Origin of the sequence: Gardnerella vaginalis 1500E (assembly GCF_000263595.1) — a bacterium.
GTDB lineage: Bacteria > Actinomycetota > Actinomycetes > Actinomycetales > Bifidobacteriaceae > Bifidobacterium > Bifidobacterium vaginale_E.
Genome location: NZ_ADES01000014.1, coordinates 232,515 through 256,279 on the forward strand (window position 1 = coordinate 232,515; position 23,765 = coordinate 256,279).

The 23,765-nt window shown below is 46.8% G+C and carries 31 protein-coding genes; all 31 read right to left on the bottom strand.

The annotated features are described in order from the left end of the window. Positions 1–8 precede the first annotated feature (8 nt). Entirely contained in the window at positions 9–1,349 is a 1,341-nt protein-coding gene (gene secY, locus CGSMWGV1500E_RS01325; RefSeq protein ID WP_004129026.1) for a preprotein translocase subunit SecY, read from the bottom strand. Between the two features lie 195 nt (positions 1,350–1,544). Then, positions 1,545–2,000, bottom strand: coding sequence for a 50S ribosomal protein L15 (gene rplO / locus CGSMWGV1500E_RS01320; RefSeq protein WP_004129030.1), 456 nt, complete (start codon positions 1,998–2,000; stop codon positions 1,545–1,547). 2 nt (positions 2,001–2,002) lie between these two features. Further along, the gene (rpmD, locus tag CGSMWGV1500E_RS01315) at positions 2,003–2,185 is read right to left on the bottom strand and encodes a 50S ribosomal protein L30 (RefSeq protein WP_004105491.1); all 183 of its coding nucleotides are present in this window, start codon (positions 2,183–2,185) and stop codon (positions 2,003–2,005) included. Continuing rightward, the gene (gene rpsE, locus CGSMWGV1500E_RS01310; RefSeq protein WP_004129033.1) at positions 2,185–2,913 is read right to left on the bottom strand and encodes a 30S ribosomal protein S5; all 729 of its coding nucleotides are present in this window, start codon (positions 2,911–2,913) and stop codon (positions 2,185–2,187) included. The genes rpmD and rpsE overlap by 1 nt, the downstream gene beginning before the upstream one ends. Continuing rightward, positions 2,910–3,281 (bottom strand): 50S ribosomal protein L18, encoded by a 372-nt coding sequence (gene rplR / locus CGSMWGV1500E_RS01305; protein ID WP_004109670.1) that lies wholly within the window; start codon positions 3,279–3,281, stop codon positions 2,910–2,912. The genes rpsE and rplR overlap by 4 nt, the downstream gene beginning before the upstream one ends. A gap of 1 nt (position 3,282) precedes the next feature. Then, positions 3,283–3,822, bottom strand: coding sequence for a 50S ribosomal protein L6 (gene rplF / locus CGSMWGV1500E_RS01300; protein ID WP_004129046.1), 540 nt, complete (start codon positions 3,820–3,822; stop codon positions 3,283–3,285). 16 nt (positions 3,823–3,838) lie between these two features. After that, positions 3,839–4,237, bottom strand: coding sequence for a 30S ribosomal protein S8 (gene rpsH, locus CGSMWGV1500E_RS01295; RefSeq protein WP_004105495.1), 399 nt, complete (start codon positions 4,235–4,237; stop codon positions 3,839–3,841). An 86-nt stretch (positions 4,238–4,323) separates the two neighbouring features. Next, positions 4,324–4,509 (bottom strand): type Z 30S ribosomal protein S14, encoded by a 186-nt coding sequence (locus CGSMWGV1500E_RS01290; protein WP_003808046.1) that lies wholly within the window; start codon positions 4,507–4,509, stop codon positions 4,324–4,326. Position 4,510: 1 nt separating this feature from the next. Beyond that, complete coding sequence (gene rplE, locus CGSMWGV1500E_RS01285; RefSeq protein WP_004129048.1) at positions 4,511–5,083, bottom strand: 50S ribosomal protein L5; 573 nt, start codon at positions 5,081–5,083, stop codon at positions 4,511–4,513. Then, complete coding sequence (gene rplX, locus CGSMWGV1500E_RS01280) at positions 5,080–5,415, bottom strand: 50S ribosomal protein L24 (protein WP_004129050.1); 336 nt, start codon at positions 5,413–5,415, stop codon at positions 5,080–5,082. The genes rplE and rplX overlap by 4 nt, the downstream gene beginning before the upstream one ends. Position 5,416: 1 nt before the next feature. Beyond that, positions 5,417–5,785 carry a 50S ribosomal protein L14 gene (gene rplN / locus CGSMWGV1500E_RS01275; protein WP_004129052.1) on the bottom strand — a complete coding sequence of 123 codons (369 nt, stop codon included), beginning with the start codon at positions 5,783–5,785 and terminating at the stop codon, positions 5,417–5,419. Positions 5,786–5,876: 91 nt separating this feature from the next. After that, on the bottom strand, positions 5,877–6,143 hold the full coding sequence (gene rpsQ, locus CGSMWGV1500E_RS01270) for a 30S ribosomal protein S17 (protein WP_004114365.1): 267 nt from the start codon (positions 6,141–6,143) through the stop codon (positions 5,877–5,879). A gap of 2 nt (positions 6,144–6,145) precedes the next feature. Next, positions 6,146–6,397: a 50S ribosomal protein L29 gene (rpmC, locus tag CGSMWGV1500E_RS01265; RefSeq protein ID WP_004129054.1), complete on the bottom strand. Its 252-nt coding sequence runs from the start codon at positions 6,395–6,397 to the stop codon at positions 6,146–6,148. After that, positions 6,397–6,816, bottom strand: coding sequence for a 50S ribosomal protein L16 (gene rplP / locus CGSMWGV1500E_RS01260; protein WP_004109684.1), 420 nt, complete (start codon positions 6,814–6,816; stop codon positions 6,397–6,399). Before rplP ends, rpmC begins: the two co-directional genes overlap by 1 nt. Before the next feature lie 4 nt (positions 6,817–6,820). Beyond that, positions 6,821–7,636 (bottom strand): 30S ribosomal protein S3, encoded by an 816-nt coding sequence (gene rpsC, locus CGSMWGV1500E_RS01255; protein ID WP_004129057.1) that lies wholly within the window; start codon positions 7,634–7,636, stop codon positions 6,821–6,823. A 2-nt stretch (positions 7,637–7,638) separates the two neighbouring features. Then, positions 7,639–7,998 (bottom strand): 50S ribosomal protein L22, encoded by a 360-nt coding sequence (gene rplV, locus CGSMWGV1500E_RS01250; protein WP_004105510.1) that lies wholly within the window; start codon positions 7,996–7,998, stop codon positions 7,639–7,641. Between the two features lie 16 nt (positions 7,999–8,014). Then, positions 8,015–8,293 (bottom strand): 30S ribosomal protein S19, encoded by a 279-nt coding sequence (gene rpsS, locus CGSMWGV1500E_RS01245; protein WP_004114357.1) that lies wholly within the window; start codon positions 8,291–8,293, stop codon positions 8,015–8,017. 15 nt (positions 8,294–8,308) lie between these two features. Further along, the gene (gene rplB, locus CGSMWGV1500E_RS01240; protein WP_004129060.1) at positions 8,309–9,139 is read right to left on the bottom strand and encodes a 50S ribosomal protein L2; all 831 of its coding nucleotides are present in this window, start codon (positions 9,137–9,139) and stop codon (positions 8,309–8,311) included. A 34-nt stretch (positions 9,140–9,173) separates the two neighbouring features. Further along, positions 9,174–9,470, bottom strand: a complete 297-nt coding sequence (rplW, locus tag CGSMWGV1500E_RS01235; RefSeq protein ID WP_004105515.1) for a 50S ribosomal protein L23 — start codon at positions 9,468–9,470, stop codon at positions 9,174–9,176. Between the two features lie 5 nt (positions 9,471–9,475). Beyond that, positions 9,476–10,141, bottom strand: coding sequence for a 50S ribosomal protein L4 (rplD, locus tag CGSMWGV1500E_RS01230; protein WP_004129063.1), 666 nt, complete (start codon positions 10,139–10,141; stop codon positions 9,476–9,478). A gap of 5 nt (positions 10,142–10,146) precedes the next feature. Continuing rightward, positions 10,147–10,797 (bottom strand): 50S ribosomal protein L3, encoded by a 651-nt coding sequence (rplC, locus tag CGSMWGV1500E_RS01225; protein WP_004129064.1) that lies wholly within the window; start codon positions 10,795–10,797, stop codon positions 10,147–10,149. A 13-nt stretch (positions 10,798–10,810) separates the two neighbouring features. Further along, positions 10,811–11,119 (bottom strand): 30S ribosomal protein S10, encoded by a 309-nt coding sequence (gene rpsJ, locus CGSMWGV1500E_RS01220; RefSeq protein WP_003808013.1) that lies wholly within the window; start codon positions 11,117–11,119, stop codon positions 10,811–10,813. A 320-nt stretch (positions 11,120–11,439) separates the two neighbouring features. Next, positions 11,440–14,142 (bottom strand): bifunctional acetaldehyde-CoA/alcohol dehydrogenase, encoded by a 2,703-nt coding sequence (gene adhE / locus CGSMWGV1500E_RS01215; RefSeq protein ID WP_004129065.1) that lies wholly within the window; start codon positions 14,140–14,142, stop codon positions 11,440–11,442. A 331-nt stretch (positions 14,143–14,473) separates the two neighbouring features. After that, complete coding sequence (gene rpsI / locus CGSMWGV1500E_RS01210; protein WP_004129066.1) at positions 14,474–14,962, bottom strand: 30S ribosomal protein S9; 489 nt, start codon at positions 14,960–14,962, stop codon at positions 14,474–14,476. Between the two features lie 17 nt (positions 14,963–14,979). Then, positions 14,980–15,429 (bottom strand): 50S ribosomal protein L13, encoded by a 450-nt coding sequence (gene rplM / locus CGSMWGV1500E_RS01205; RefSeq protein ID WP_004129067.1) that lies wholly within the window; start codon positions 15,427–15,429, stop codon positions 14,980–14,982. A gap of 261 nt (positions 15,430–15,690) precedes the next feature. Continuing rightward, positions 15,691–17,859 (bottom strand): 4-alpha-glucanotransferase, encoded by a 2,169-nt coding sequence (gene malQ / locus CGSMWGV1500E_RS01200; protein WP_004129068.1) that lies wholly within the window; start codon positions 17,857–17,859, stop codon positions 15,691–15,693. 8 nt (positions 17,860–17,867) lie between these two features. After that, the gene (locus tag CGSMWGV1500E_RS01195) at positions 17,868–18,500 is read right to left on the bottom strand and encodes a hypothetical protein (protein ID WP_004129069.1); all 633 of its coding nucleotides are present in this window, start codon (positions 18,498–18,500) and stop codon (positions 17,868–17,870) included. Positions 18,501–18,539: 39 nt separating this feature from the next. Continuing rightward, positions 18,540–19,217: an IMPACT family protein gene (locus tag CGSMWGV1500E_RS01190; RefSeq protein WP_004129070.1), complete on the bottom strand. Its 678-nt coding sequence runs from the start codon at positions 19,215–19,217 to the stop codon at positions 18,540–18,542. Positions 19,218–19,223: 6 nt separating this feature from the next. Continuing rightward, positions 19,224–19,517 (bottom strand): metal-sensitive transcriptional regulator, encoded by a 294-nt coding sequence (locus tag CGSMWGV1500E_RS01185; RefSeq protein WP_004129072.1) that lies wholly within the window; start codon positions 19,515–19,517, stop codon positions 19,224–19,226. Between the two features lie 196 nt (positions 19,518–19,713). Next, on the bottom strand, positions 19,714–22,614 hold the full coding sequence (locus CGSMWGV1500E_RS01180; RefSeq protein ID WP_004129073.1) for a hypothetical protein: 2,901 nt from the start codon (positions 22,612–22,614) through the stop codon (positions 19,714–19,716). Between the two features lie 753 nt (positions 22,615–23,367). Further along, positions 23,368–23,765: hypothetical protein (locus CGSMWGV1500E_RS06510; protein WP_004129075.1), on the bottom strand; the 398-nt coding region annotated here is incomplete at its 5' end.

Here is a 23,765-nt window from a genome sequence, read left to right on the forward strand (position 1 = left end):
TATTTTATTTACTTAGATACTTGCTTTTGATTTTCGTGATTGAACAAGAAACCAGCATACTGGAACTGTTCAGTCTGAGCCTTTGCCTGACGCAAAGTATCCAAACCTACGCCAGCAATAATCAGAATCGTTGTACCGCCGAATGGCAACTTTGTATTCAAGTGCAAAGCCATAATCAAAACGGTAGGAATCAAAGCAACGAAAAGCAAATAAATAGCGCCGACAGTGTTAAGCCTGTTCATAACATAGCTCAAGTAGTTGCTAGTTGCGCTACCGGCGCGGATTCCAGGAATAAATCCGCCATACTCTTTCATGTTATCTGCAGTTTCATCCGTATTAAAAGTAATCTCGGTGTAGAAGAAGCAGAAGAACACAATCATCACAGTGTATAGGGCAATATACCAAGCAGACGTGGAATTTGCCAAATTGTTCTCAATCCACTGTACCCAAGGCTTGCTCTTATCTCCGAACTGAGCAATAAGAGTAGGAACAGCAAGAATAGAAGAAGCAAAGATTGGTGGAATAACACCGCTCATATTAATCTTCAACGGCAAATAAGTGGAAGATCCGCCGTACATCTTTCGACCAATCATGCGACGAGTGTACTGCACAGGAATACGACGCTGTGCAAGTTCCACAAAGTCAACGAAAACAAGAATTACAAGAAGCACACCACCAACGATGGAGAACTTAGTCCAATCACCATCAGAACCGTTGGTGCCCCAACCAATATCCCAAAGCTTTGGCAAGAAGCCGGAGCAAATAGACATAAAGATTAAGACGGACATACCTTGGCCGATGCCCTTATCTGTAATAAGCTCTGCCATCCACATAATTAAACCAGTGCCGCCGGTCATAATCAAAACCATTACAACCAAGCTCCAGAAGCCACCATCTGGAATAACCTGACCGCACTGATAATTAAACAAAGCGCCTGAACGAGCAGTTACCAAAATTGTTGTTGACTGCAAAACAGCCAAACCAATAGTTAAGTAACGAGTGTACTGCGTAAGCTTTGTCTCGCCAGACTGACCTTCCTTATGCAACGCTTCGAAGCGAGGAATAACAACGCGAAGAAGCTGAATCACAATGGAAGCTGTAATGTAAGGCATTACACCCAAAGCAAAGATGGAAAGCTGCAGCAGCGAGCCGCCGGAGAACAAGTTGACCAACCCAATAAAGTTCTCTTTTGACGAAGCCAGCTTAGTTGTGCAATCACTAATTACTTTATAGTCAACACCTGGAATCGGAATAAACGAACCGATACGGTAGATGATAATCATAGCGAAGACGAAGAGGATCTTATTCCTCAACTCCTTCGTCCTGAAGGCCTGGATTAACGTTTTCACCTGGGTCTTCCTCCCTTTTTTCGCGCACTCCTAGGCGCAACAGTGCAAAAAACAAACTCTGAGGCAATAGTTTAACTCACGGTGCATACTGAAACAGCTTATTGGTGAGTTTTGTCGATAAAAATAGTCCCCCTAGACAACGCTAGAGGGACTATCTACAGCTTTATAACTGCATCAAGCTTAAAGTAGTTCTACCTACTCTTCGCTGATGGAGCCGCCTTGAGCTTCAACCTTTGCCTTAGCAGAAGCAGAAGCCTTCATACCCTTCAAGTTCAAAGCAACAGTCAATTCACCATCGCCCAAAACCTTAACTGGGTAACCATCGCGCACGGCGCCCTTTGCAATAAGGTCAGCTACAGTAACTTCGCCACCCTTTGGGAAGAGTTCAGCGAGAGCTGCAACGTTAACGACCTGGAACTCCTTCTTGAAAGGACTCTTGAATCCACGCAACTTAGGCAAGCGCATGTAAAGTGGAAGCTGGCCACCTTCGAAGCCAGGACGAACCTGATAACGCTTCTTTGTGCCCTTGTCACCACGACCCGAGGTCTTACCCTTGGAGCCTTCACCACGGCCTACGCGGATACGATCCTTCTTAGCTCCTGGAGCTGGACGCAATGTGTGCATATGCAGCATTGGTTCTTCGTTAGCCATAATCAGTCGACCTCCTCGACGCTCACCAGGTGGCGCACGGCCATGACCAAGCCACGATTGACGGGGGTGTCTTCACGAACTACGCTATGACCAATCTTATGAAGGCCGAGCGTATGAACATTCGCGCGCTGGCGCTCAGTGGTATGAACCAAACCGTGCACCAGAGTGATCTTCAAATTAGACATCACTCACCATCCTTTGCTTCAGCTGCCTTGGCGGCCTGAGCTTCTTCGCGAGCCTTGCGAGCTTCGGCAATGCCGGCAGCGCGCTCACGGAGCAAAGCATCAGGAGCAACTTCCTCAAGAGAAAGACCACGACGAGCAGAAATCTCTTCTGGCTCTTCGAGCTTCTTCAAAGCGTCCACAGTAGCGCGCACCACGTTTACAGCGGTCGCAGAACCCATGGACTTGGTGAGGATATCTGTAATGCCAGCGCACTCCATAACAGCACGCACAGCACCACCAGCGATTACACCAGTACCTGGAGCAGCTGGACGAAGCAACACGGTACCAGCAGCATCGTGACCGAGCACTGGATGAGTGACGGTACCACGAATACGTGGAACAGTGAACATATGCTTCTTAGCGTCAAGCTGACCCTTAGCGATAGCTGCTGGAACTTCACGAGACTTGCCGTAACCAACACCAACAGTGCCCTTACCGTCGCCCACAACAACAAGTGCTGCAAAGCTGAAGGTACGACCACCCTTGTGGGTCTTGGAAACACGGTTAATAGTAACTACGCGATCCAGAAGCTCTTCGCCGCGGTTTTCTTCACGACGATTACGACGCTCGCCGCGCTTACCCTCGCCCTTATTGCGGCGAGAACGACGATCATCGTTGCGTTGCTCAGCGGATGCCTGAGTGTTCTGAGTTTCTTCAGCCACTTGGGTTTCCTTTTCGTTGTCGCTCACAGTGCTAGACCTCCCTGACGGGCGCCTTCAGCTACTGCTGCGACGCGACCATGATATTTGTTACCGCCACGGTCGAAGACTACAGCGGTGATGCCCGCTTCCTTCGCCTTAGCCGCTACTAATTCGCCAACCTTGGTTGCAGCTTCAGTCTTCGTACCGGTGAAACCAGCGAAGTCAGCTGTCAAAGTGGAAGCACTTACCAAAGTAATGCCCTTGGTATCGTCCACAATCTGAGCAACCATGTGGCGGTTAGAACGAGAAACAACTAAACGAGGACGTTCAGATGTGCCAGCAATATGCTTACGAAGACGGGCGTGACGACGCAAACGTGCGACTTTGGTACCCTTACCGAAAATCTTAACGCTCATATCACTTACCAGCCTTTCCAGCCTTGCGCAGGATACGTTCATCGGTGTACTTAATACCCTTACCCTTGTAAGGTTCTGGAGCACGAAGCTTGCGGATGTTAGCAGCAACCTGGCCAACAGTCTGCTTATCAGTGCCCTTAACGATTACCTGGTTAGGATTTGGCAACTCGAACTCAATACCTGCAGGTGGTTGAACGGTAATAGTGTGAGAATAACCGAGCGAGAACTCAATGCCCTTGCCCTTCATTACTGCACGATAACCGGTACCAACAATATCCAAAGTCTTGGTGTAGCCTTCATGCACACCCTTAACCATGGAAGCAACAATTGCACGAGCCAAGCCGTGCTTTGCACGAGTTGGACGCAAATCGTCAACTGGAGTCAAAACAATCTGATTCTCAGCAACTTCCGCGGTAATGCCCTCTGGAATTACATAGGAGTCAGAACCCTTAGCGCCCTTGACGCTGAAGGACTGACCTTCAATCTTTACTTCCACGCCTTGAGGAATGTCGACGGGGAGCTTACCAATATGCGATGCCATCTTCAGCTCTCCTTTCTCACCATACGTAGGCGACAATTTCGCCGCCAATGCCTCGGTCGAGGCATTCCTTCTGAGTCAACAATCCCGAGCTGGTCGAGATAATAGCGATACCGAGACCACCAAGAGGCATTGGCAAAGCATCAGACTTAGCGTAACGACGCAAGCCTGGCTTAGAAATGCGCTTGATGCCCTGGATAGAACGCTGGCCATTGGAGCCATACTTCAACGTAATTTCCAACGTCTGTCCAACCTTAGCTTCCTTAGCAGCGAAGTCCTTAATGTAGCCTTCGTGCTTAAGGATCTCGGCGATATTCGCCTTGAACTTGGAGTACGGCATTTCCACGGTATCGTGCTTTGCCGCGCTCGCGTTACGCAGACGTGTCAACATGTCTGCGATTGGATCTGTCATTGTCATGTGGGCTAACGCCCTTTCTCGCCGTGGTTTCCACCGCCTCTATATAAGACCTTTGTCTTTAGGCAGTGGACCTTCAGCGTCGATATTTACCAACTGGACTTCGTAACACCCGGCAACTCACCGCGATGAGCCTTCTCACGAAGGCAGATGCGGCACAGACCGAACTTGCGATACACGGAGTGAGGACGACCACAAACCTGGCAACGCGTATAAGCGCGTACCTTGAACTTCGGCTTAGCGGCCGCCTTGTTTTTCAGAGCGGTTTTTGCCATTTCAGTTCTCCTTGAATGGGAAACCGAGGTGCTTAAGCAAAGACTTGGCCTCCACATCGTCCTTGGTGGTAGTCACCACGGTGATGTCCATACCACGCTGATGATCAATCGAGTCAGGATCAATCTCATGGAACATAGACTGTTCCGTAAGACCGAAGTTGTAATTACCCTGACCGTCAAACTGGTTGCCGTTAATACCACGGAAATCGCGGATACGAGGCAAAGCCAGAGTAAGCAAACGATCCAAGAATTCCCACATACGATCGCCACGAAGGGTTACGTAAGCACCGATAGCCTGGCCTTCGCGCAGATGGAACTGTGCGACAGACTTCTTTGCCTTAGTGACCTTTGGCTTCTGGCCGGTGATCAAAGTGAGATCCTTAATCGCACCTTCGATGAGCTTGGAATCACGTGCTGCAGCGCCGACGCCCATAGAGACGACAACCTTCTGTACACGAGCCACCTGCATAGGATTGGTGTGGCCAAATTCCTTCTCCAAGGCTGGAACGATTTCATCCTTGTATTGTTGCTTTAAGCGCGGAGTTGCCGGCAACTCAACTGTAGTATCGGTCATGCCAGCTCCTTTCCGGACTTCTTGGCGACACGCACGCGCACGGTCTTAACCTTGCCGTCACGAGCCTCTTGCTTAACAATCACGCCGACGCGAGTAGGCTGCTTGGTTTCTGGATCAATAACCATCACGTTAGAGCGATGGATTGGAGCCTCAACCGAAACAATGCCCGACTGCTGACCCTGCTGGGTGGCGCGAACGTGCTTCTTAACGACCTGAACGCCTTCTACGACTAAACGGTCGTCGGCAAGTACGCGAAGTACTTTGCCTTCCTTACCGCGATCCTTACCGCGGATAACCTTCACCTGGTCGCCGGACTTAATCTTGGCTACCATATCAGATCACCTCCGGGGCAAGGGACACAATCTTCATGAAGTGCTGATCACGCAATTCACGACCGACTGGTCCGAAGATACGAGTGCCTTTTGGTTCACGGCCAGAGCCGAGAATGACGGCGGCGTTCTCATCGAACTTAATATAGGAACCATCGACACGGCGATGTTCCTTGACAGTACGGACGACGACAGCCTTAACTACGTCGCCTTTCTTGACCGACCCGCCAGGGATCGCGTCCTTGACGGAGGCGACGATGATGTCGCCGATGCCGGCATAGCGTCGCTTCGATCCACCGAGCACGCGGATGGCAAGTAATTCCTTAGCACCCGTGTTGTCGGCGACATGAAGCCGCGTTTCCTGCTGAATCATTGATTCTCCTTAGCCGAGCTGGTTCTCCCCACTCACCTGTGCCTGCCCAAAGAACAGACACAGGTGAAGCGCGGAGCCTTGCCGAACTTGTTTACTTGGCGCGCTCGATAATCGAGTCGAGACGCCAACGCTTGGTCTTGCTCAGGGGCCGAGTTTCCATAATACTCACGAGGTCGCCAATATGTGCCTCGTTGTGTTCATCATGGGCTTTGACCTTGCGGGTGGAGCGAACGACTTTACCGTAAAGCGGGTGTGTCGAACGCTGCTCCAGCTCAACGGCAATCGTCTTGTCCATGGCCTCGGACACGACGTAGCCGCGACGAACCTTGCGGAAGTTGCGCTCTTGGTTCTCAGCCATGCTTACTTCTCCTTGACCTCAGTGGCGCCAGGCTCTTGGCTGATGCCGAGTTCACGCTCACGCAGGACAGTATACATCCTGGCTATGTCGTGCTTGACCGCCTTGAGGCGAGCGCTGTTTTCAAGTTGACCAGTTGCTGCCTGGAAGCGCAAGTTAAAAAGCTCTTCCTTGGACTTCTTCAAGAAGCCTTCAATTTCAGCATTGGTCTTCTCGTTCAAATTCTTGATGGTGTAGTCTGCAGTTCCGACTGGCATCAGATGTCACCGCCTTCACGCGCAATAACGCGGCATTTCATTGGGAGCTTATCGATAGCGCGGCGCAAAGCCTCGCGAGCGATGTCCTCAGAAACACCACCGATCTCGAACATTACGCGTCCTGGGTGGATGTTGGCAATCCAGAATTCTGGAGCACCCTTACCGGAACCCATTCGCGCACCAAGCGGGTGCTTGGTTAATGGACGATCTGGGAAGATCGTAATCCACACACGACCGCCACGCTTAATGTAGCGGGTCATTGCGATACGAGCTGCCTCGATCTGTCGGTTAGTGATGTAGGCCGGAGCCAGCGCCTGAATACCGAAATCGCCGAAAGCAATCTCGGTGCCACCCTTAGACATGCCGCTACGGGTAGGACGGTGCTGCTTACGATATTTAGTCCTCTTTGGGATAAGCATCTGCTCACTCCTTCGTTTCCGTTGCGGCAGGAGCTTCAGCAGCTGCAGCTTCAGCTGGCTTTTCAGCCTGTGCTTCAGCAGCCTTCTGCTGGTTAGCAGGACGTGCGCCACGACGTGGACGACGATCGCCACGACGACCTTCACGCTTACCCTGCTGAGCCTGCTGCTCTTCAAACTCACGCTCGGTCATATCACCCTTGTAAATCCAGACCTTAACGCCAATACGGCCGTAAGTGGTCTTGGCTTCAAAGAAGCCGTAATCAATAAGGGCACGAAGGGTCTGCAGTGGAACGCGACCCTCACGATAGAACTCAGAACGGCTCATTTCGGCGCCACCAAGACGACCGGAGAGCTTAATACGAATACCCTTGGCACCAGCGCGCATGGCATCCTGCTGTGCTTTACGCATAGCACGACGGAATGTAACGCGGTTTGTCAACTGTTCCGCAATTCCCTGAGCAACCAACTGAGCGTCAAGTGCAGCATTCTTCACCTCAAAGATGTTGAGCTGTACTTGCTTGCCTGTGAGCTTCTCCAGCTTTGCACGAACGCGCTCAGCTTCAGCACCACGACGGCCGATAATAATACCTGGACGAGCGGTGTGAATATCAACACGAACGCGATCACGAGTGCGCTCGATGACGATACGAGATACGCCAGCACGCTCGAGGTCATGGCTCATTTCCTTGCGAATCTTGTCATCCTCAAGGACGAAGTCACGATAACGCTCGCCAGCCTTGTTGGAGTCGGAGAACCACTTAGAACGATGATTCTCGGTGATGCCCAGGCGATAGCCGAAAGGATTTATCTTCTGACCCATCTTTAGCGGGCTCCTTCCTTAAGCGAGACGATAACGGTGATATGGCTTGTGCGCTTGTTAATGCGCGCAGCGCGACCCTGTGCACGAGCGCGGAAACGCTTAAGCGTTACACCCTCATCCACGTAGGTTTCCTTGATGACCAAGTCCTGCTCACGGAATGGTTCACCGGCTTTTTCAGCCTTCACGCGAGCGTTAGCGATCGCGCTTTCAAGAACCTTGCGCACCGGCAAAGATGCGTCCTGAGGAGCAAACTTCAAAATGGTAATAGCTTCGCTTGCACGCTTGCCTCGGATGAGGTCGACCATGCGGCGAGCCTTGCGCGGCGTCACGCGGACGTGACGAGCGATTGCTTTAGCTTCCATGTGTCCTAACTCTCCTTTAGCGGCGTGCCTTTTTGTCGTCCTTCACATGACCCTTGAAGGTCTTGGTTGGGGCGAACTCACCGAGCTTATGACCAACCATGGCTTCGGTAACGAATACCGGCACATGCTTGCGGCCATCGTGTACGGCAAAGGTGTGTCCAATGAAATCAGGAGTGATCATCGAACGACGCGACCACGTCTTAATGACGTTATGCGTGCCCTTGTCGTTTTGCTCGTCGACTTTCTTCTGCAAGTGGGCGTCGACGAAAGGGCCCTTCTTGATGCTACGAGTCATCTATTCGACACTCCCTTACTTGCGGTTCTTACCATTCGGGCGACGACGAACAATCATCTTGTTCGAAGCCTTCTTTGGACGACGTGTACGAACCTCGCCCTTGCCCCATGGAGAAACTGGCGGCTTGCCACCACGGGTACGACCACCATGTGGGTGGTCCACAGGGTTCATGGATTCGCCTCGAGTTATTGGCCTACGACCAAGCCAACGAGCGCGACCAGCCTTACCAAGTTCAATGTTGGCGTGATCAGAATTACCAACTTCGCCAATCGTAGCGCGGCAACGAGCGTCAACGTTACGAATTTCGCCAGATGGCATACGCAACTGAGCGTAAGCGCCATCCTTAGCGACGAGCTGAACAGCAGCACCAGCGGAGCGAGCAATCTTTGCGCCACCAAGTGGACGAAGCTCGATTGCGTGAACCACAGTACCGGTTGGAATATTCTTCAGAGGCAGGTTGTTGCCTGGCTTAATATCAGCCTGAGCACCAGTCTCAATAACGTCACCCTGGGCAATACCTTCAGGAGCGATAATGTAGCGCTTCTCACCATCTGCGTAGTGCAGCAATGCGATGCGAGCGGAACGGTTAGGGTCATACTCAATATGAGCGACCTTTGCTGGCACGCCATCCTTGTCCCAACGCTTGAAGTCGATGAGACGATACTGACGCTTGTGACCGCCGCCGCGATGGCGAGAAGTCATGCGGCCGTAAGAGTTACGACCACCAGTCTTGCTGAGTTTGCGTACCAACGATTTTTCAGGCGTAGAACGCGTGATCTCGGCAAAATCCGAAACCGAAGCGTTACGACGGCCTGCAGTCGTCGGCTTATAAACGCGGATAGCCATAATATAGTATTCCTTTACTTTTCTCGGCTAGCCTTCAGTTACCAAAGATGTCAATCGTTTGACCTTCAGCCACGGTGACAATAGCGCGCTTCTGGTTCACACGACGGCCGAAACCGGTGCGAGAGCGCTTCAACTTGCCAGCGCGGTTCAAAGTGTTAACGTTTGTCACCTTGACCTTGAAGATTTCTTCGATAGCCTGCTTGATCTGAACCTTGTTAGCATCTGGAGCCACTACGAAAGTGTACTGGCCACGATCAGAAGCTGCATAACTTTTTTCAGAAACAACTGGCTTAAGAATTACGTCATGTGCTGGGTTATGGACTGCGACCATTTAAATCAGGCCTCCTTAACGACAGGCTCGGTCTTAGCAGCAACGAAGGCTTCGAAGCCTTCCTTGGAGAAGACGACGTACTGAGCTGTAACAACATCGTAAGTGTTGAGCTGATCAGCGAAGATCACGTGAACAGTTGGAATGTTGCGTACAGACATCCACTCATTGATGTTCTCACGAGAAAGAACAACAGTAGTGAACTGGTTATTGGTCACAGGGGTAAGTGCTGCAACTGCCTGCTTGGTGGATGGAACATCCTTAATACCAAAGTCAACTACAGCAATACGTCCAGCATTTGCACGATCCGAAAGAACGTAACGAAGAGCAGCTGCCTTCATCTTCTTCGGGGTGCGCTGATCGTACTTACGAGGAACTGGACCGTGAACAACGCCACCATGTACCCACTGTGGAGCACGAATGGAACCCTGGCGAGCACGACCGGTGCCCTTCTGCTTCCATGGCTTCTTACCGCCGCCGGAAACATTAGCACGATTCTTCACAGCATGGGTGCCCTGACGAGCAGCAGCAAGCTGAGCGATTACGACCTGATGAACCAGTGGGCCGTGAGCCAAAACGTCTTCGTTGGAGATGCCGAAAATTTCAGCAGGAGCTTCAACGGTTCCGCTTGCCTTGCCCTTAGTATCAGTGACGTTCAGAGTTACGTTTGCCATAATTATCAGGCTCCCTTCACTGCCGAACGGACGAGAACGATTGCGCCCTTAGGACCTGGAATAGCGCCCTTAATAGCGAGAATGCCGTTCTCGACATCCGAAGAAACGATGGTGAGGTTAAGCGCGGTGGAAGTCACATGACCCATGCGACCAGCCATACGCTTGCCCTTCAAAATGCGGCTTGGAGTTGCGCAAGCGCCCACAGAACCTGGGCGACGTTCGTTCTTGTGCGAGCCGTGAGTACGACGATAGGACTTGAAGCCCCAACGCTTAATAGTGCCAGCAAAGCCCTTACCCTTGGTAGTGCCAGTGACATCTACTTCAGAACCCTCAGCGAACAATTCAGCAGTCAATTCCTGACCTGGCTGATAATCTGCTGCGTTCTCCGTGCGCACCTCAGCGAGGTGACGACGAGGAGTTACACCAGCCTTTGCAAAATGACCGGCCAATGGCTTGGTCACCTTGGTAGGATCAATCTGGCCATAACCGAGCTGTACTGCGCAATAACCGTCAGACTCTACAGTCTTTACAGCGGTAACTACGTTAGTAGCAACTTCAACCAGAGTTACGGGGACGAAGAAGCCGTTCTCATCCCAAACCTGCGACATACCCAGCTTGCGGCCGAGCAATGCAGTGCGATTCTTATTCTGCGACATTTTCTCCCCCTTCCTACAGCTTGATCTCGATGTTTACATCCGCAGGCAGGTCAATGTGCATCAAAGAATCCACAGCCTTTGGCGTTGGATCTACGATGTCAATGAGGCGCTTATGAGTGCGCATCTCGAAATGCTCGCGAGAATCCTTGTATTTATGAGGAGAACGGATAACAACAAACACGTTCTTCTCGGTCGGCAGAGGAACCGGACCCACCACTGTGGCGCCCGCGTTCGTCACCGTCTCGACGATTTTCTTCGCCGATTGGTCGATGACCTCATGGTCATAGGACTTAAGCCTGATGCGGATTTTCTGTCCCGCCATTGCCGTCCGCCCTTTCTAGCGATTCGTTTACTGTTTACCAACCTGAATTCAAGGGCACCGGCGAGAATAAACCCCTAGGGCAATTCCACATCAGTGCGCGGCATCAAAAACCTATTCATACAAAAAAATTCGATTCAAAGTTTTTGCTTCCGCGCTCGCTTTTTTTAATTACAATATGCGAGCCTTAAAACAGGCAACTAAGTAATTAAACCATCAACCTTCGATTATTAAAAACAGGGCGTGTCGGCTATTTTCCAACAAAAAATGGCAGAAACTACAATTAGTTTAGCTTCTGCCATTATTAACTAAATACGCAAAAATTATGCGGCTTCACGCTCCAAGCGTATACGATGGCCTTCTTCTTTAGAAACGCCATAATACGCAGCAATCGCAATATCCTTCATATCCTCAATTTGTGGAATACGAGGATTTGCAGGAGCGCACTGATCTTCGTAAGCGCGCATGCCAATATTGTCAAGTATCGACCAGTAGTACTCTTCATCTACGCCACAAGCCTTAAACGAGGCGTCCATTCCAAGCTTTTCATTTCGATACTCTTCAACAGCGCGAGCAAGATTTTCCACGCCTTCTTCAGGGGTTTTACCAGGATCTACACCAAGATTCTTAGCAATCTCCTGATACCTTTCAAGCGCAATATAATGATTGTACTTTGGCCAGCTAGTTGGCTCTTGCGGAATCTGACCGTTGTAGCGAATAACATAAGGCAGCAAAATTGCGTTAGTATGTCCGTGTACAACATGGCACAAAGCACCAATAGTATGAGCCATAGCGTGACACATACCTAAGAATGCGGAACCAAATGCCATTCCAGCCATAGTAGCTGCATTGTGCATTTTTTCTTGCGCCTCAACCTTGCGCTGAGAATCTTCACAATTCACAGAATCGTTGAGATTTTCCCAAATAAGTTTCGAAGCATGCAATGCCATAGCGTCTGTGAAATCATTCGCGTAAACAGACACGTAAGCTTCCATAGCGTGAGTTAAGGCATCAAAACCAGAATCGCACGCCAAACGACGAGGCTGCGTACGAGCTAACACAGGATCTACGATTGCAACAGTTGGAGTCAGAGCGTAATCCGTAATAGGATACTTGTATCCAGTCTTGTGATCTGTAATAACAGCGTAAGGCGTAACTTCAGATCCAGTTCCGGAAGAAGTTGGTATGCAAACAAGCTTAGCTTTGCCACCAAGAGGCGGAATCTTAAATGCGCGCTTACGAATATCGAAGAACTTTTCGCGCAAATCAGCGAAAGAAATCTCCGGATGCTCGTACATAAGCCACATAATCTTAGAAGCATCCATTGGAGAACCGCCACCAACAGCAATAATTGTGTCTGGCTGGAACTCGTCACGCATCATTGCGGCGCCACGCTCAACCGTTTCAACGCTTGGCTCAGGCTCAACGTAATCAATAATGCGGAAAGTAACGCGATTATCTCGAGCACGAAGCTGATCAATAATCTTATCTACTACGCCAAGCTGCTCCATAACTTTATCGCACACAATAACTGCGCGCTCAACGCCGTACATATCCCTCAAATAACGAATAGCATTCGGCTCAAAATAAGTTTTAGCCGGAATCTTGAACCATTGCATATTATTATTCCTTCGTGCAATACGCTTAATATTAAGAAGATTTATAGCCTGTACGTTGCCAGAAACGGAATTTCCACCGTAAGATCCGCATCCAAGAGTAAGCGAAGGAGCAATAGCATTATAAATATCTCCAACGCCACCAAGAGATCCAGGAGAATTCCAAACAATTCTGCAAGCATGCATACGAACGCCATATTCGCGCACAAGATCTTGATTATTTGTGTGAATTACAGCAGTGTGGCCAGCTCCATGCACAAGCATCTGTTCACACATCTTAAAACCTTGTTCTTTATTTTCAGCGCGAAGCATTGCGTGAACAGGAGCAAGCTTTTCCATAGTAAGCGGCTCCATCTCACCAACTTCTTTGCACTCAGCAACCAAAATCACAGCATCTTCCGGAATTTCAAATCCAGCTTCGTGAGCAATATATTGAGGAGATTTTCCTGGAACAGTGGAGTTAAGTTTTGGAGTATTTCCAGAATATGCAGTGCAGCCAAACATATATTGCTCAAGCTTAGCTTTTTCATCAGCATTAACAAAATATGCTTTCCTGCGCTTCAATTCGCGAAGTAATGGCTCATATACGTCCTTATTCGCAATAATTGCCTGCTCGGTTGCGCAAATCATTCCGTAATCAAAATGCTTTGAAAGAATTAAATCGTTTGCAGCACGCGAAATATCAACATCGCTGTCAACATATGCAGGAGCATTTCCAGCTCCAACACCAAGAGCTGGCTTTCCAGAAGAATACGCAGCCTTTACCATTCCAGGACCGCCTGTTGCAAGAATTGTTGCAATCTTCGGATGTTTCATTAAAGCGCCAGTTGCAGCAATAGAAGGATGCTCAATCCACTGAATGCAATCTTTTGGAGCTCCAGCCGCAACCGCTGCATCACGAACAATTCGAGCTGCTTCAGAAGAGCACTTTTGCGCGAAAGGATGGAATCCAAAAATAATTGGGCAGCGAGTTTTTAGTGCAATAAGCGACTTAAAAATTGCTGTTGAAGTTGGGTTTGTAACTGGAGTTACGCCTGCAACAATACCAACTGGCTCAGCGATTTCGTCAATTCCAAGAACATCGTCTTCGCGAATAATTCCAACTGTTTTCTGCCCTGCCAAGTAATGCGTAATATGTTCGCATGCAAAAATGTTTTTTGTTGCTTTATCTTCAACAAGACCGCGCCCAGTTTCGTCAACAGCCATTTTTGCAAGAACCAAATGCTTATTTAGCGCTGCAACAGATGCTTTAGCTACAATATGATCAATTTGTTGCTGATTAAGCTTTTCAAATTCATCTAAAGCATGTGATGCTTTTTCAACAAGTTGATCAACCTCTTGCTGTGCTGCTAATTCAACATCATCGACGGTTTTAGACTCTGTTTCGGCCTTATTCTGTGCCTCAACCATGAGTAGTCCTCCTTGATCTTTACCAACGGCATTAATAACGACGTTAATAACGACGTTAATAGCAAATTTTTTTGCCTGTTGTTACTCACAGTAAGTAAATATGTGATACAAGTCACAATTTAGCCGTTTTACTGTACTTTTGCATCTTTGCAGCGAGTTGCGCTATTTATGATTGAGCACGGTAGAGTTATGTTCGTTTTTTGAGTACTTTTGCTTACTTTTACGTTCGTTTTATTTTTTTATATAGATTTTGATATTTAGATTTTGATATACAAAAATGGCCCCAAGCAAAAGCCTGAAGCCATTTTGTAAAATATATATTCTGCGAAACTTAACGCTTCGAGAACTGAGGTGCACGACGTGCCTTGTGCAAACCAGCCTTCTTGCGTTCCACAACACGAGCGTCGCGAGTCAAGAAGCCAGCCTTCTTCAAAGCAATACGGTTTGCATCGCGATCGATGGAATTCAATGCACGAGCAACACCCAAGCGAATAGCACCAGCCTGGCCGGTAGTGCCGCCGCCGTCAACGAGGACTACGACGTCGAACTTGCCTTCAAGCTTGAGCAACACGATTGGTGAATTCACTTCGCGCTGCAATAAGCGAGATGGGAAGTACTCTTCCAAAGTGCGACCATTGATGGTCCACTTACCAGAGCCTGGAACCAAACGTACACGAGCAACAGCTTCCTTACGACGACCAGTGCCGTAGCCTGGCTCGATTGCGGAAGTGCCGGTGCCTGCACCAGCGTTAGTTTCAGTAGTGTAGCTAGTCAGTTCTTCTTCGTTTTCAAGAACCGCGGAGTTGTTATTTTCTGCCATATCTATTCTCCTTGATCTCACTTAGCCTGCTGAGAGACCTGAGCGATCTCGAAGACCTGTGGCTTCTGCGAAGTGTGCGGATGCTCAGCGCCAGTGAACACACGAAGGCGGTCAAGCTGCACCTTAGCAAGACGATTCTTTGGAAGCATGCCCTTGACAGCAGCCATGATAATACGCTTTGGATTCTTCTCCAAAAGCTCTTCATAGCTATCACGACGAAGGCCGCCTGGACGACCAGAGTGGGAATACAGTTCCTTGCTCAACTTATTGCCAGTCAAAGCAATCTTTTCAGCGTTAATAATAATAACGTGATTGCCAGAATCAGCATGAGGAGCAAACGTTGGCTTATTCTTACCACGCAGCAAGATTGCTACCTGAGAGGCCAAACGACCAAGTACCACGTCAGTGGCATCGATGATGTACCAGTCATGAGTCAAATCTGCTGGTTTCGGTGTGAAAGTCTTCACAATCGTACCTTTTCTCTATTGTGTTTCGAGCGTTGTATTTTCTTGGTTTATAGAAAATACGTTACTCATAATCCGTGGGCTCCCTGAAAGTCCTCGATGGCGAGTGGGAAAAGCGCTTTGAAGGACCCCTTAGGGAAACACAACAATCTGCAAGTATATCGCCAAGTGGCGACTACTTGCAAGTGTCTATTTTATATAAGGCTGAGACGAATACAAAACAAATTGCTCAACAAATTGCTAAACAAAATAAATCACAAGATGTTATGCATTCATAATCGCAGCAAGCGAGCGCACACGAGGCAAATCAAACATAGTATCCAAAGACACCGGATTGCCGTCACCATCAGCTAACGGAATACGCCAATTCGGGTACTCATTATTAGTTCCAGGCTGATTCTGCGTACGATACTCACCAACTGCATCAACCAAAGAAGCAGCAAGCAAACGTGAAGGAGCATCCTTCAAAGCGCGGTACAATGCCTCAATAATCTCCTGAGTATGAGCATCCTCATCCTCAAGCAACTGAGCATCCAAATAACCGTCCTTCACCAACATTCGCATCATGGCACGATGCTCTGCTTCAGCTCCAGCGCGGAATTCTTCAACAGAACCCGTAAGCAAGTGCAAACGCTCACGAATATTAACCTGCTCATAGCGCAAATAACCAGCAGCAGGAGGCATATCGTGGGTATTTACAGAAGCAAGTGTCATCTCGCGCCACTTATCTGGAGAACGGAATTCGCCATCTTGCACCTCGAACCATTCAACCGTGCAACCAAGCACAGCCTTCTTGCGCAGTACATCCAAAGCATTTGCAGGCAAAACACCCAAATCTTCACCAACAACTACACCGTGAGCGCGAGCGGCTTCGATTGCCAAAATGCCAAGCATAATATCAGAATCGTAGTAAACGTAAGCACCACCACTTGGAGCTGAACCTTCTGGAATCCACCATAAGCGGAAAAGTCCAAGAATGTGATCAATTCGCACAGCACCAGCAGAAGCAAACATTCCATGAACCATGTCTCGGTATGTTTTAAAACCGGTACGCTCAAGCTCAAACGGATGCAGTGGAGGCTGCGACCAATCCTGACCCTGCTGATTGAAGTAATCAGGCGGAGCGCCAACTGTAGCACCGTTAGCAAATCTCTCTGGATTCCACCAAACTTCAGATCCTGCAGGATGCACACCAACAGCCATATCTGACATAATGCCGATTTTCATTCCAGCTTCGCGTGCAGCAACTTGAGCATCATGCAATTGAGTAAAAGCAACCCATTCAAGCCAACGATAAAACTCAAGAGTATCTGGGAAGCGCTTAGCTAATTCGCGCACTTGGTCAGAATCCTTAGTAAGAGTCTTCTCCCAGCAATCGTCACCCTTTGGAGCACCCCACTTGTCGTAGCACAAGCACCATGTTGCGTAGGATTCAAGACGCTCGCCCATTTCCTGCTTAAACTCATCAAAAACACGAGTGCGATTTTCTGGCATGCCAGCCTTGAAAATAAGCCACAGTGCGCGCATTTTTACTCGCCACATAGAATCTCTATCAATGATTTGCGCATCATTATTAAGAGGATCCACCTGGGCATGTAATTTTTCGACTTCTTTTCGAGTTTTATCGTTTAACGTTTCGTACTCAGGAATACTTTCTGGACGAATATACGTTACGTTTACCATTCCTCTAGCAACTGGCAAGTACGGAGATGGTGTAAGTGGAGTCACAGGCTCACCTGCATGCATTGGGTTAATTAACACAAAGTCAGCGCCAGTTTTTTTCTTAGCTTCAGCAAGAAGAGTTGCTAAATCTGCAAAATCGCCAACACCCCAAGACTTTGAAGAACGAATTGAATAAAGCTGAGCCATCCATCCCCAAAGCTGCTCACCGTTTGCTTCAAGGGAATCAAGTGTAGTTATGCTTTCTGGAGCACTAATAAGTGTTGCTTCTTCTTGACGCTCTCCAACAGTTACTCGCAAAGTGTGGTAGCCCATTGGCAAATCTTCAGGAATTTTAATTAAAGACGTAGCTACAAACTTGCCATTTACTGGGTATGCAGTGGTGTTATCGTTAGGTACGATTTCTAGTTCACCCTCATACTCTTCGCCGTTTTCCAACGTGATAGTTGCCACTGGATACTCGAGAATTCCAGTATTCACAGTTACTTCATCGCACTTGCCAACAGTATGCAAAACCGTTGGAGCAACAATACGTCCGTGACGGTAAGCTAAAACATCTTGCGTAGATTTTTCTATTGCAGCATCGCTAGAAGCATCTACGCCTAATGCGGCTAAAACAGACACCAATACATTATCTTGGATTTCATATTCTTTATTGTCGGAACCAACGTAACGCACACCTACGCCCATTAATTCTGCTAGGCGATGCAGTGGCGACGCTTCTGTCACTTCTTCTGTTGTATTATTATTCATGTTTCCCATTATTCGCGAGAGCAACGACCACGCGCCGCCAAAGCCACGTCTTCCGACTTGTCGTCACACAAAGTTTGCAAAACATTTTGCGGAACTCCAGGATTTAGCGCAACTGCTCTACGCACCATAGTTGCCAATACGCTTGGAGCGTTTTCTTCTATATTCACTCCAAGAGATGCAAGATATTGCAATGTTTTCGCACTTACGCCATCTACTTGCGCGCCTTCTAAACGCATTTTCCAAGATGCTTTTGGATTGCACAATGCAGCATCGCGAACCTTAGGGCAAGAATCTTTTGTGAGTCTTCCAACTAACCAATTTTTAGCATCGTGATTTTCAGCAACAGCAAGACGAACATCATCTGCGCAATCTTCTGAAAGTTTCACTAATATATTTGGAAAAGGCATTGAAGTAGCTAAGTAGATTCTGTCTTCTTCTGGAGTATTTGCGTTCCCAGCAACAGCTTCTAGTAAAGAAGTAGCCCTAGAAAACGCTGCTTGATCAGACCTATCTGGCAACTTACGTCTAGCAAATTCGTGAAGTTCTGCAGAATCCTCACTATGGCGCAAATGCTCATATACTGCGGTTAAAGGCTCATATTCTGCATCATTATTTGACTGCTCTTGATTATTCGTACTCATAAAATCACCTTTAACGCTTTATGTCGATTAGCTTATTACTTAGAGTACCATCTGCTTTCGGCACAACACTTCAGGAACAACACTTCCAGAAAAAGCATTTCGAACTAGCAAAAGAAATTCTTCCGATTTATAAGTTGGTACGGAAATATTTAGAGTAATATTGGCCCCATAATTTTCGCTGTCAATTACGCCTTCTACTTGACTGACTATATGCTGCAACATGCGCAATTGCTGATATTTAAGATTGCAAGCAAAACTAATGCAAGAAACAATATCTACGATTTTTGCTGCTGCGACTGCCATACTTGCAGACCTAGCATAAGCGCGTGTTAATCCGCCCGAGCCAAGTAAAATACCGCCAAAGTAGCGCGTTACTGTTATTACGCAATCGGTTAAATTCGCTGAGCGTAAAACATCAAGTATTGGTTTTCCCGCTGTTGAAGCAGGCTCGCCGTCATCGCTCATTCGTTCGCATAATTGCTCTCCACGCATTCCGCAGATAGCAGCATACGCAACGTGACGCGCTTTAGGATTCGCAGCTTTAACCGACTGCACAAAATCCAGAGCTTCATCAAGAGTTGTTACATGACAAATATTGCCAATAAATTCTGATTTTTTCTCAACAAACGAATCATGCGCAGGATTAGAAGAATCTTCTTGAACTGTGCGCAAAACAGTATGCGAAGCAGTATGCGAAACAGTATGCGAATCTTGCACTATATATTATGCCTTTTCGTAGCGAAGCAAACGATCAATAATCTCAGTAACATCTTCCATTGCTTGCTTTGCGCTTTCAACAGTGCCTGTTTCAACAGCACGATGTATATCACTATTGACATGCTCACGCGCAGTCAATACAGCTAAAGAATGCAATGCAGCTGTTGCAGCAGAAAGTTGCATAAGAACATCTTTGCATTCAGCATCTTTCTCAATCATAGTATTGATAGCATTAAGCTGCCCTTGCACTCTATGCAGGCGTACTAACAGTTTATTTTTATCAATATCATAATCTTTCATTTCTGCTTCCTCTTCTATAAAACACACTAACCTACATGTTATAACGTCATATTCAACATAGTACAAGTTGACATACTAATCATATTATGCGCAAATTGTAAAGTAATTACAACAAAAATTTGACGCGCTAATCATATTTTTTGAAAATATACATAAGATTAACGCGCCAAATTCCGAATATTCCTAGAAATAAGTACTATACCAATCTACGTTTCAATTGGCGAGCACCACCGTGACGTGCATTGTCGAATTTGCGTCCGTGTCTAGGAATTACAGCAACAAATCTCCCTAGAAACATTCCACTAGCGAATGTTAGCGTTGTTAGCGAAAGAAGCATTACAGTCGCACCCGAAACGCCAGTAACAGCCAGTGAAGATGGGTTCGTATTTGTTATTTCATCACTATCATCTTTATCTAATCTGTTATCCGACAATTCATCCAAATTGTTCGGAGTAGACTGTGTATTACTTTTTCCACTCTTATCATTATTCCCATTATTGCCATCCGCAAAACCAAAATTCTTTAGATCAATTGGATAATTTGAATTTGCATCAGACTTACCGCCTGCACCGCCTTTACCACTTTTGTCGTTTTCGCCATTGTCGCCTTGATTCTCAAAATCAGCTTGATCATTCTGATTCTGGTCTCCATAAGAACGCGCAGAATTATCCATTACCTGCACAGTTTCACCCTCTACACCCAAAACATGAGTAGCTAAAGGATGACCTTGAGCATCGAAAACTTCCGCCTTCCAGTAAACAATTCCGTCGTGGTTCAAAGTAATATCCGCAGATTTAACGGTAATCGGAGATTTCTTGCTATCTTCAGATTGCTTATCCGTAATATTTACACGCGATTCAGGCATAATCTCATCGCTTTGCGCAGATGTTACAGAGCTAGCAGCCGGTGAAGCATGAGACGCATCAGTTGCTTTTACCTTTGCCTTTTCTTTTGCCTTTCCTTTTTCTTCTGCATTAGACTTTAGCGAAGAAGACTTGGACTTATCGTTAGCATTATCATCACCATACGCATATGCGCTAAATACTACGTAACTTCCCTTTGGAACATCACCGGTAATACGAGCATTGTCATGGAACTTTTCTCCAACCTGCACTTTATCGTCACTAACTCTAGTTGTCACAGATACAGGATGAACCAAAGCAGTTGGTTCCACATACGTGCGGCTCCACAAATTGTCGTACGCCGATTTATAAGCTACAGCGCGCGAAGATCCAGGAAAATCGTACACAAACACATACCATCCCGAAGCACTATTCTTATCAGCACGAATATGCACGTTATTTTCCAAAACTTTCGGCTCAGTAGTAGACCTATCAGTTCCAGCAATAGGCCTAAGCGTAATATTTCCGTTGCCAATCTTGTACACGCCATTAACTGCAGGAACATCCCACTTAGCAATCAAACGATGATGACTATCTTCTTTTGGCTCTTGATAAGACGGCTCGCCTTTAGATCCAGGCATATAATTTTCGTTATCTTTTTTAGTAGGATTTTCACTACCTGCACCAGCCCACCAAACGCGAATATGCGCTTTTTTATCTTCATTAAAGCCGTAACTGTTATTCCCCTTAAAAGATCCGTAAGTTTCAGGAAGACCTCTTACAGTAATCTCATTAACAATTTCCGTATTAAGCCCAACAGTTTGCTGCTTAGCAACAATATCTGAACTTACAGTTGCTTGATGAACAGCCGTAGTGTCGGTAGAACCAAACAGCTGCACAACATCATCTTTCAAAAACTCTCGGTCAGATTTATTCTGAGAATCGCGAGAAATAATCCAAACCCATGTGCCAAACAAACCTGCTTCTAAATCATTTACTTTATAAGCTTCTGCTTTATCAAGATCAGATGCTGTAATATCTCCATTAGCACGTTTTGCTAGTGCAGTTATAGTTTCTCCAGAATTAGAGAAATTAGCTTTAGCCGCAGCAACTTGACGTAAATTAGGCATAGAGCGCATGCGATTCAAGTACTCTTTAGCAGATTCACCACTATTTCGCTGTTGAATATGCAAAATATCTTCAGCAGAACCTACAAAATAGTAGCCTTGCGCGCGAAGATGAACATTTTCTGGCCAGGAATCATTTCCCGCAACACCGCTAGTTACAGTACTATCTACCTGCTCTCCTGCACGCAGCTCATGCTTTGATATTTTCGACTTAAGCAACGGCTGGAAAGTTTTTTCTACACCAAAAGAAAAATCTTGCGGATACCACGTATTCTCAAAAGCTTTCATCACATCTTGACCATCTGGAGAGAATAAACGTTCAGCTTTTGGCGCATTAAAAGAAACTTCAATTCGAGCGTTTCCAGCATCAAGTGCGTTCCAAGTAATATCTAAACCTTCTTTTTTAGATTTTCCTTCAAAAGACTCAGATCCGTTAGCAAATTTAATAAGATTATTTGAGGATTTTACTTTAATAGGTACTCCGCCTAAAGAATCTCCATTGGAATTTTGCAGACTAATATGCATTACACCAACGCGCTTGCCCTTAGTGTAATCATTTTTTAGCACAGCCTTAACCGGAGTTTCTTTAACACCCTGTTGCCACAACTCATCTGCCTTATTCCTTAAAGTTTCTGTTTCAACGCCTATAAATCCGTTTTCAACAGCCTCCTTCCATCTGTTCTGATTAATATCAAAATGATTATGCACCATAAACGCCAAAGCAGCCTGAGTTAAATCATCGTCATTATTGTTGTGTGTTTTAATAATATTTGCAGCAATACGATAATCTTCACCATTCATCTGCTTAAATTCGCCTTTGTAATCTACAAACACGGAAGATTCCATGCAATAAAAAGCATTCTTTCGGCCTTCCCAATTATCCCTAACAGGACCAAGTCTTAGCCTTCCAATCTTTTCACTTAACCATTCAACAGTATTCGACTTTTTGTAATAATAACCCGTTAAATTATTGACAGATCCCATAGCAATTTGCGAACAAAGTACCGAAGGAACTAGTACCGCGGAAGTAAACAATGCCAACATTTTGCGAATATTTTTTTGTTTCATGAGGTTTCGCAATTTATTCGCACAACTAAAACTAGTATGCTTCCCCAAATATGTTTCCATAAAAATCTCCTTTAACCCAACCCTTAATGCAATAGCGAATTATGAGCATAATTTTCTATTTGCATTGAGCACTAAAGTAAGCGCTCATGACATCAACTATGACTTTAGAAAAGATTTGCGTAAATATTTTTTTAGTATTGTGGTTAAAAGGTAGGATTTGGATAAAAGTTATGCACAAATACACAATTTGGGAAATAACCTGAAATCTTCCGCAAAAGCGACTCAAACTACTCACCCTTGCGCTGTTTAGGTCGGAATCTGACTAAAAAACGACACAAACTACTCACAACTGAGTCGTTTTGGTCGGATTTTCTTGCGTAGCCGACATAAACTACTCACAGCTGAGTCGTTTTAGTCGAATTTTCTTGCGTAGCCGACATAAACTACTCACCGCCGAGCAGTTTTGGTCGCTTACACTAAAAAAGAATCTACATACGAAGAAAGGCTTGGAGATAGCACCCCTACAGTGCCAAACCCAAGCCCTTTAACAAAACCGGATCGTTTTCCCTAATAAACAAAACCGGCCTACACTCAACAGTTACACTAACAAACCGCACATAATCACACTGTAAAGAAAGAGATTTGGCAAAACAGTAGAATCATGCAAAAGCCCGAAAGCAAACCCGCCACAAGAACATAAAGCTATCGCAGCACGTTGAGTGAAAGATTTAACAAGTGAGCGCACCATACTCACATACAGCACGCTCACAAACAAACCATTAAACAATCAACACGAATTAACGTGTTAAAAGCTTAGTGACGGATCTTGCGAAGAGCAGCACCCATGCCAGCAAGCACGGAAGCAGCAACAGCAGCCAAAGCTACAGCAGCACCGGTCTTAGCCAATGGAGCAGCCTTCTTATCAGACTTCTTGTCAGCCTTCTTATCGGCCTTCTTATCAGCACCCTTGTCATCAACCTTCTGACCATGACGCTTGAGATAGTCAGCCACAGCTTTGCAAGCGATATCATCTTCACCGTAAAGCTTCACGCACTTCTTGTAATCCATGTCCTTGTTGCCATAAGGAGAATGCTCATACTTATCATTCTCGTCAGCCTTAGCCTTATCTGCCTTCTCCTTATTCAAACGCTCAGCAAGAGCTTCAGCAGTTTCAGGAACATATAAGGTATTATCATCATCAGCAGCAGCGG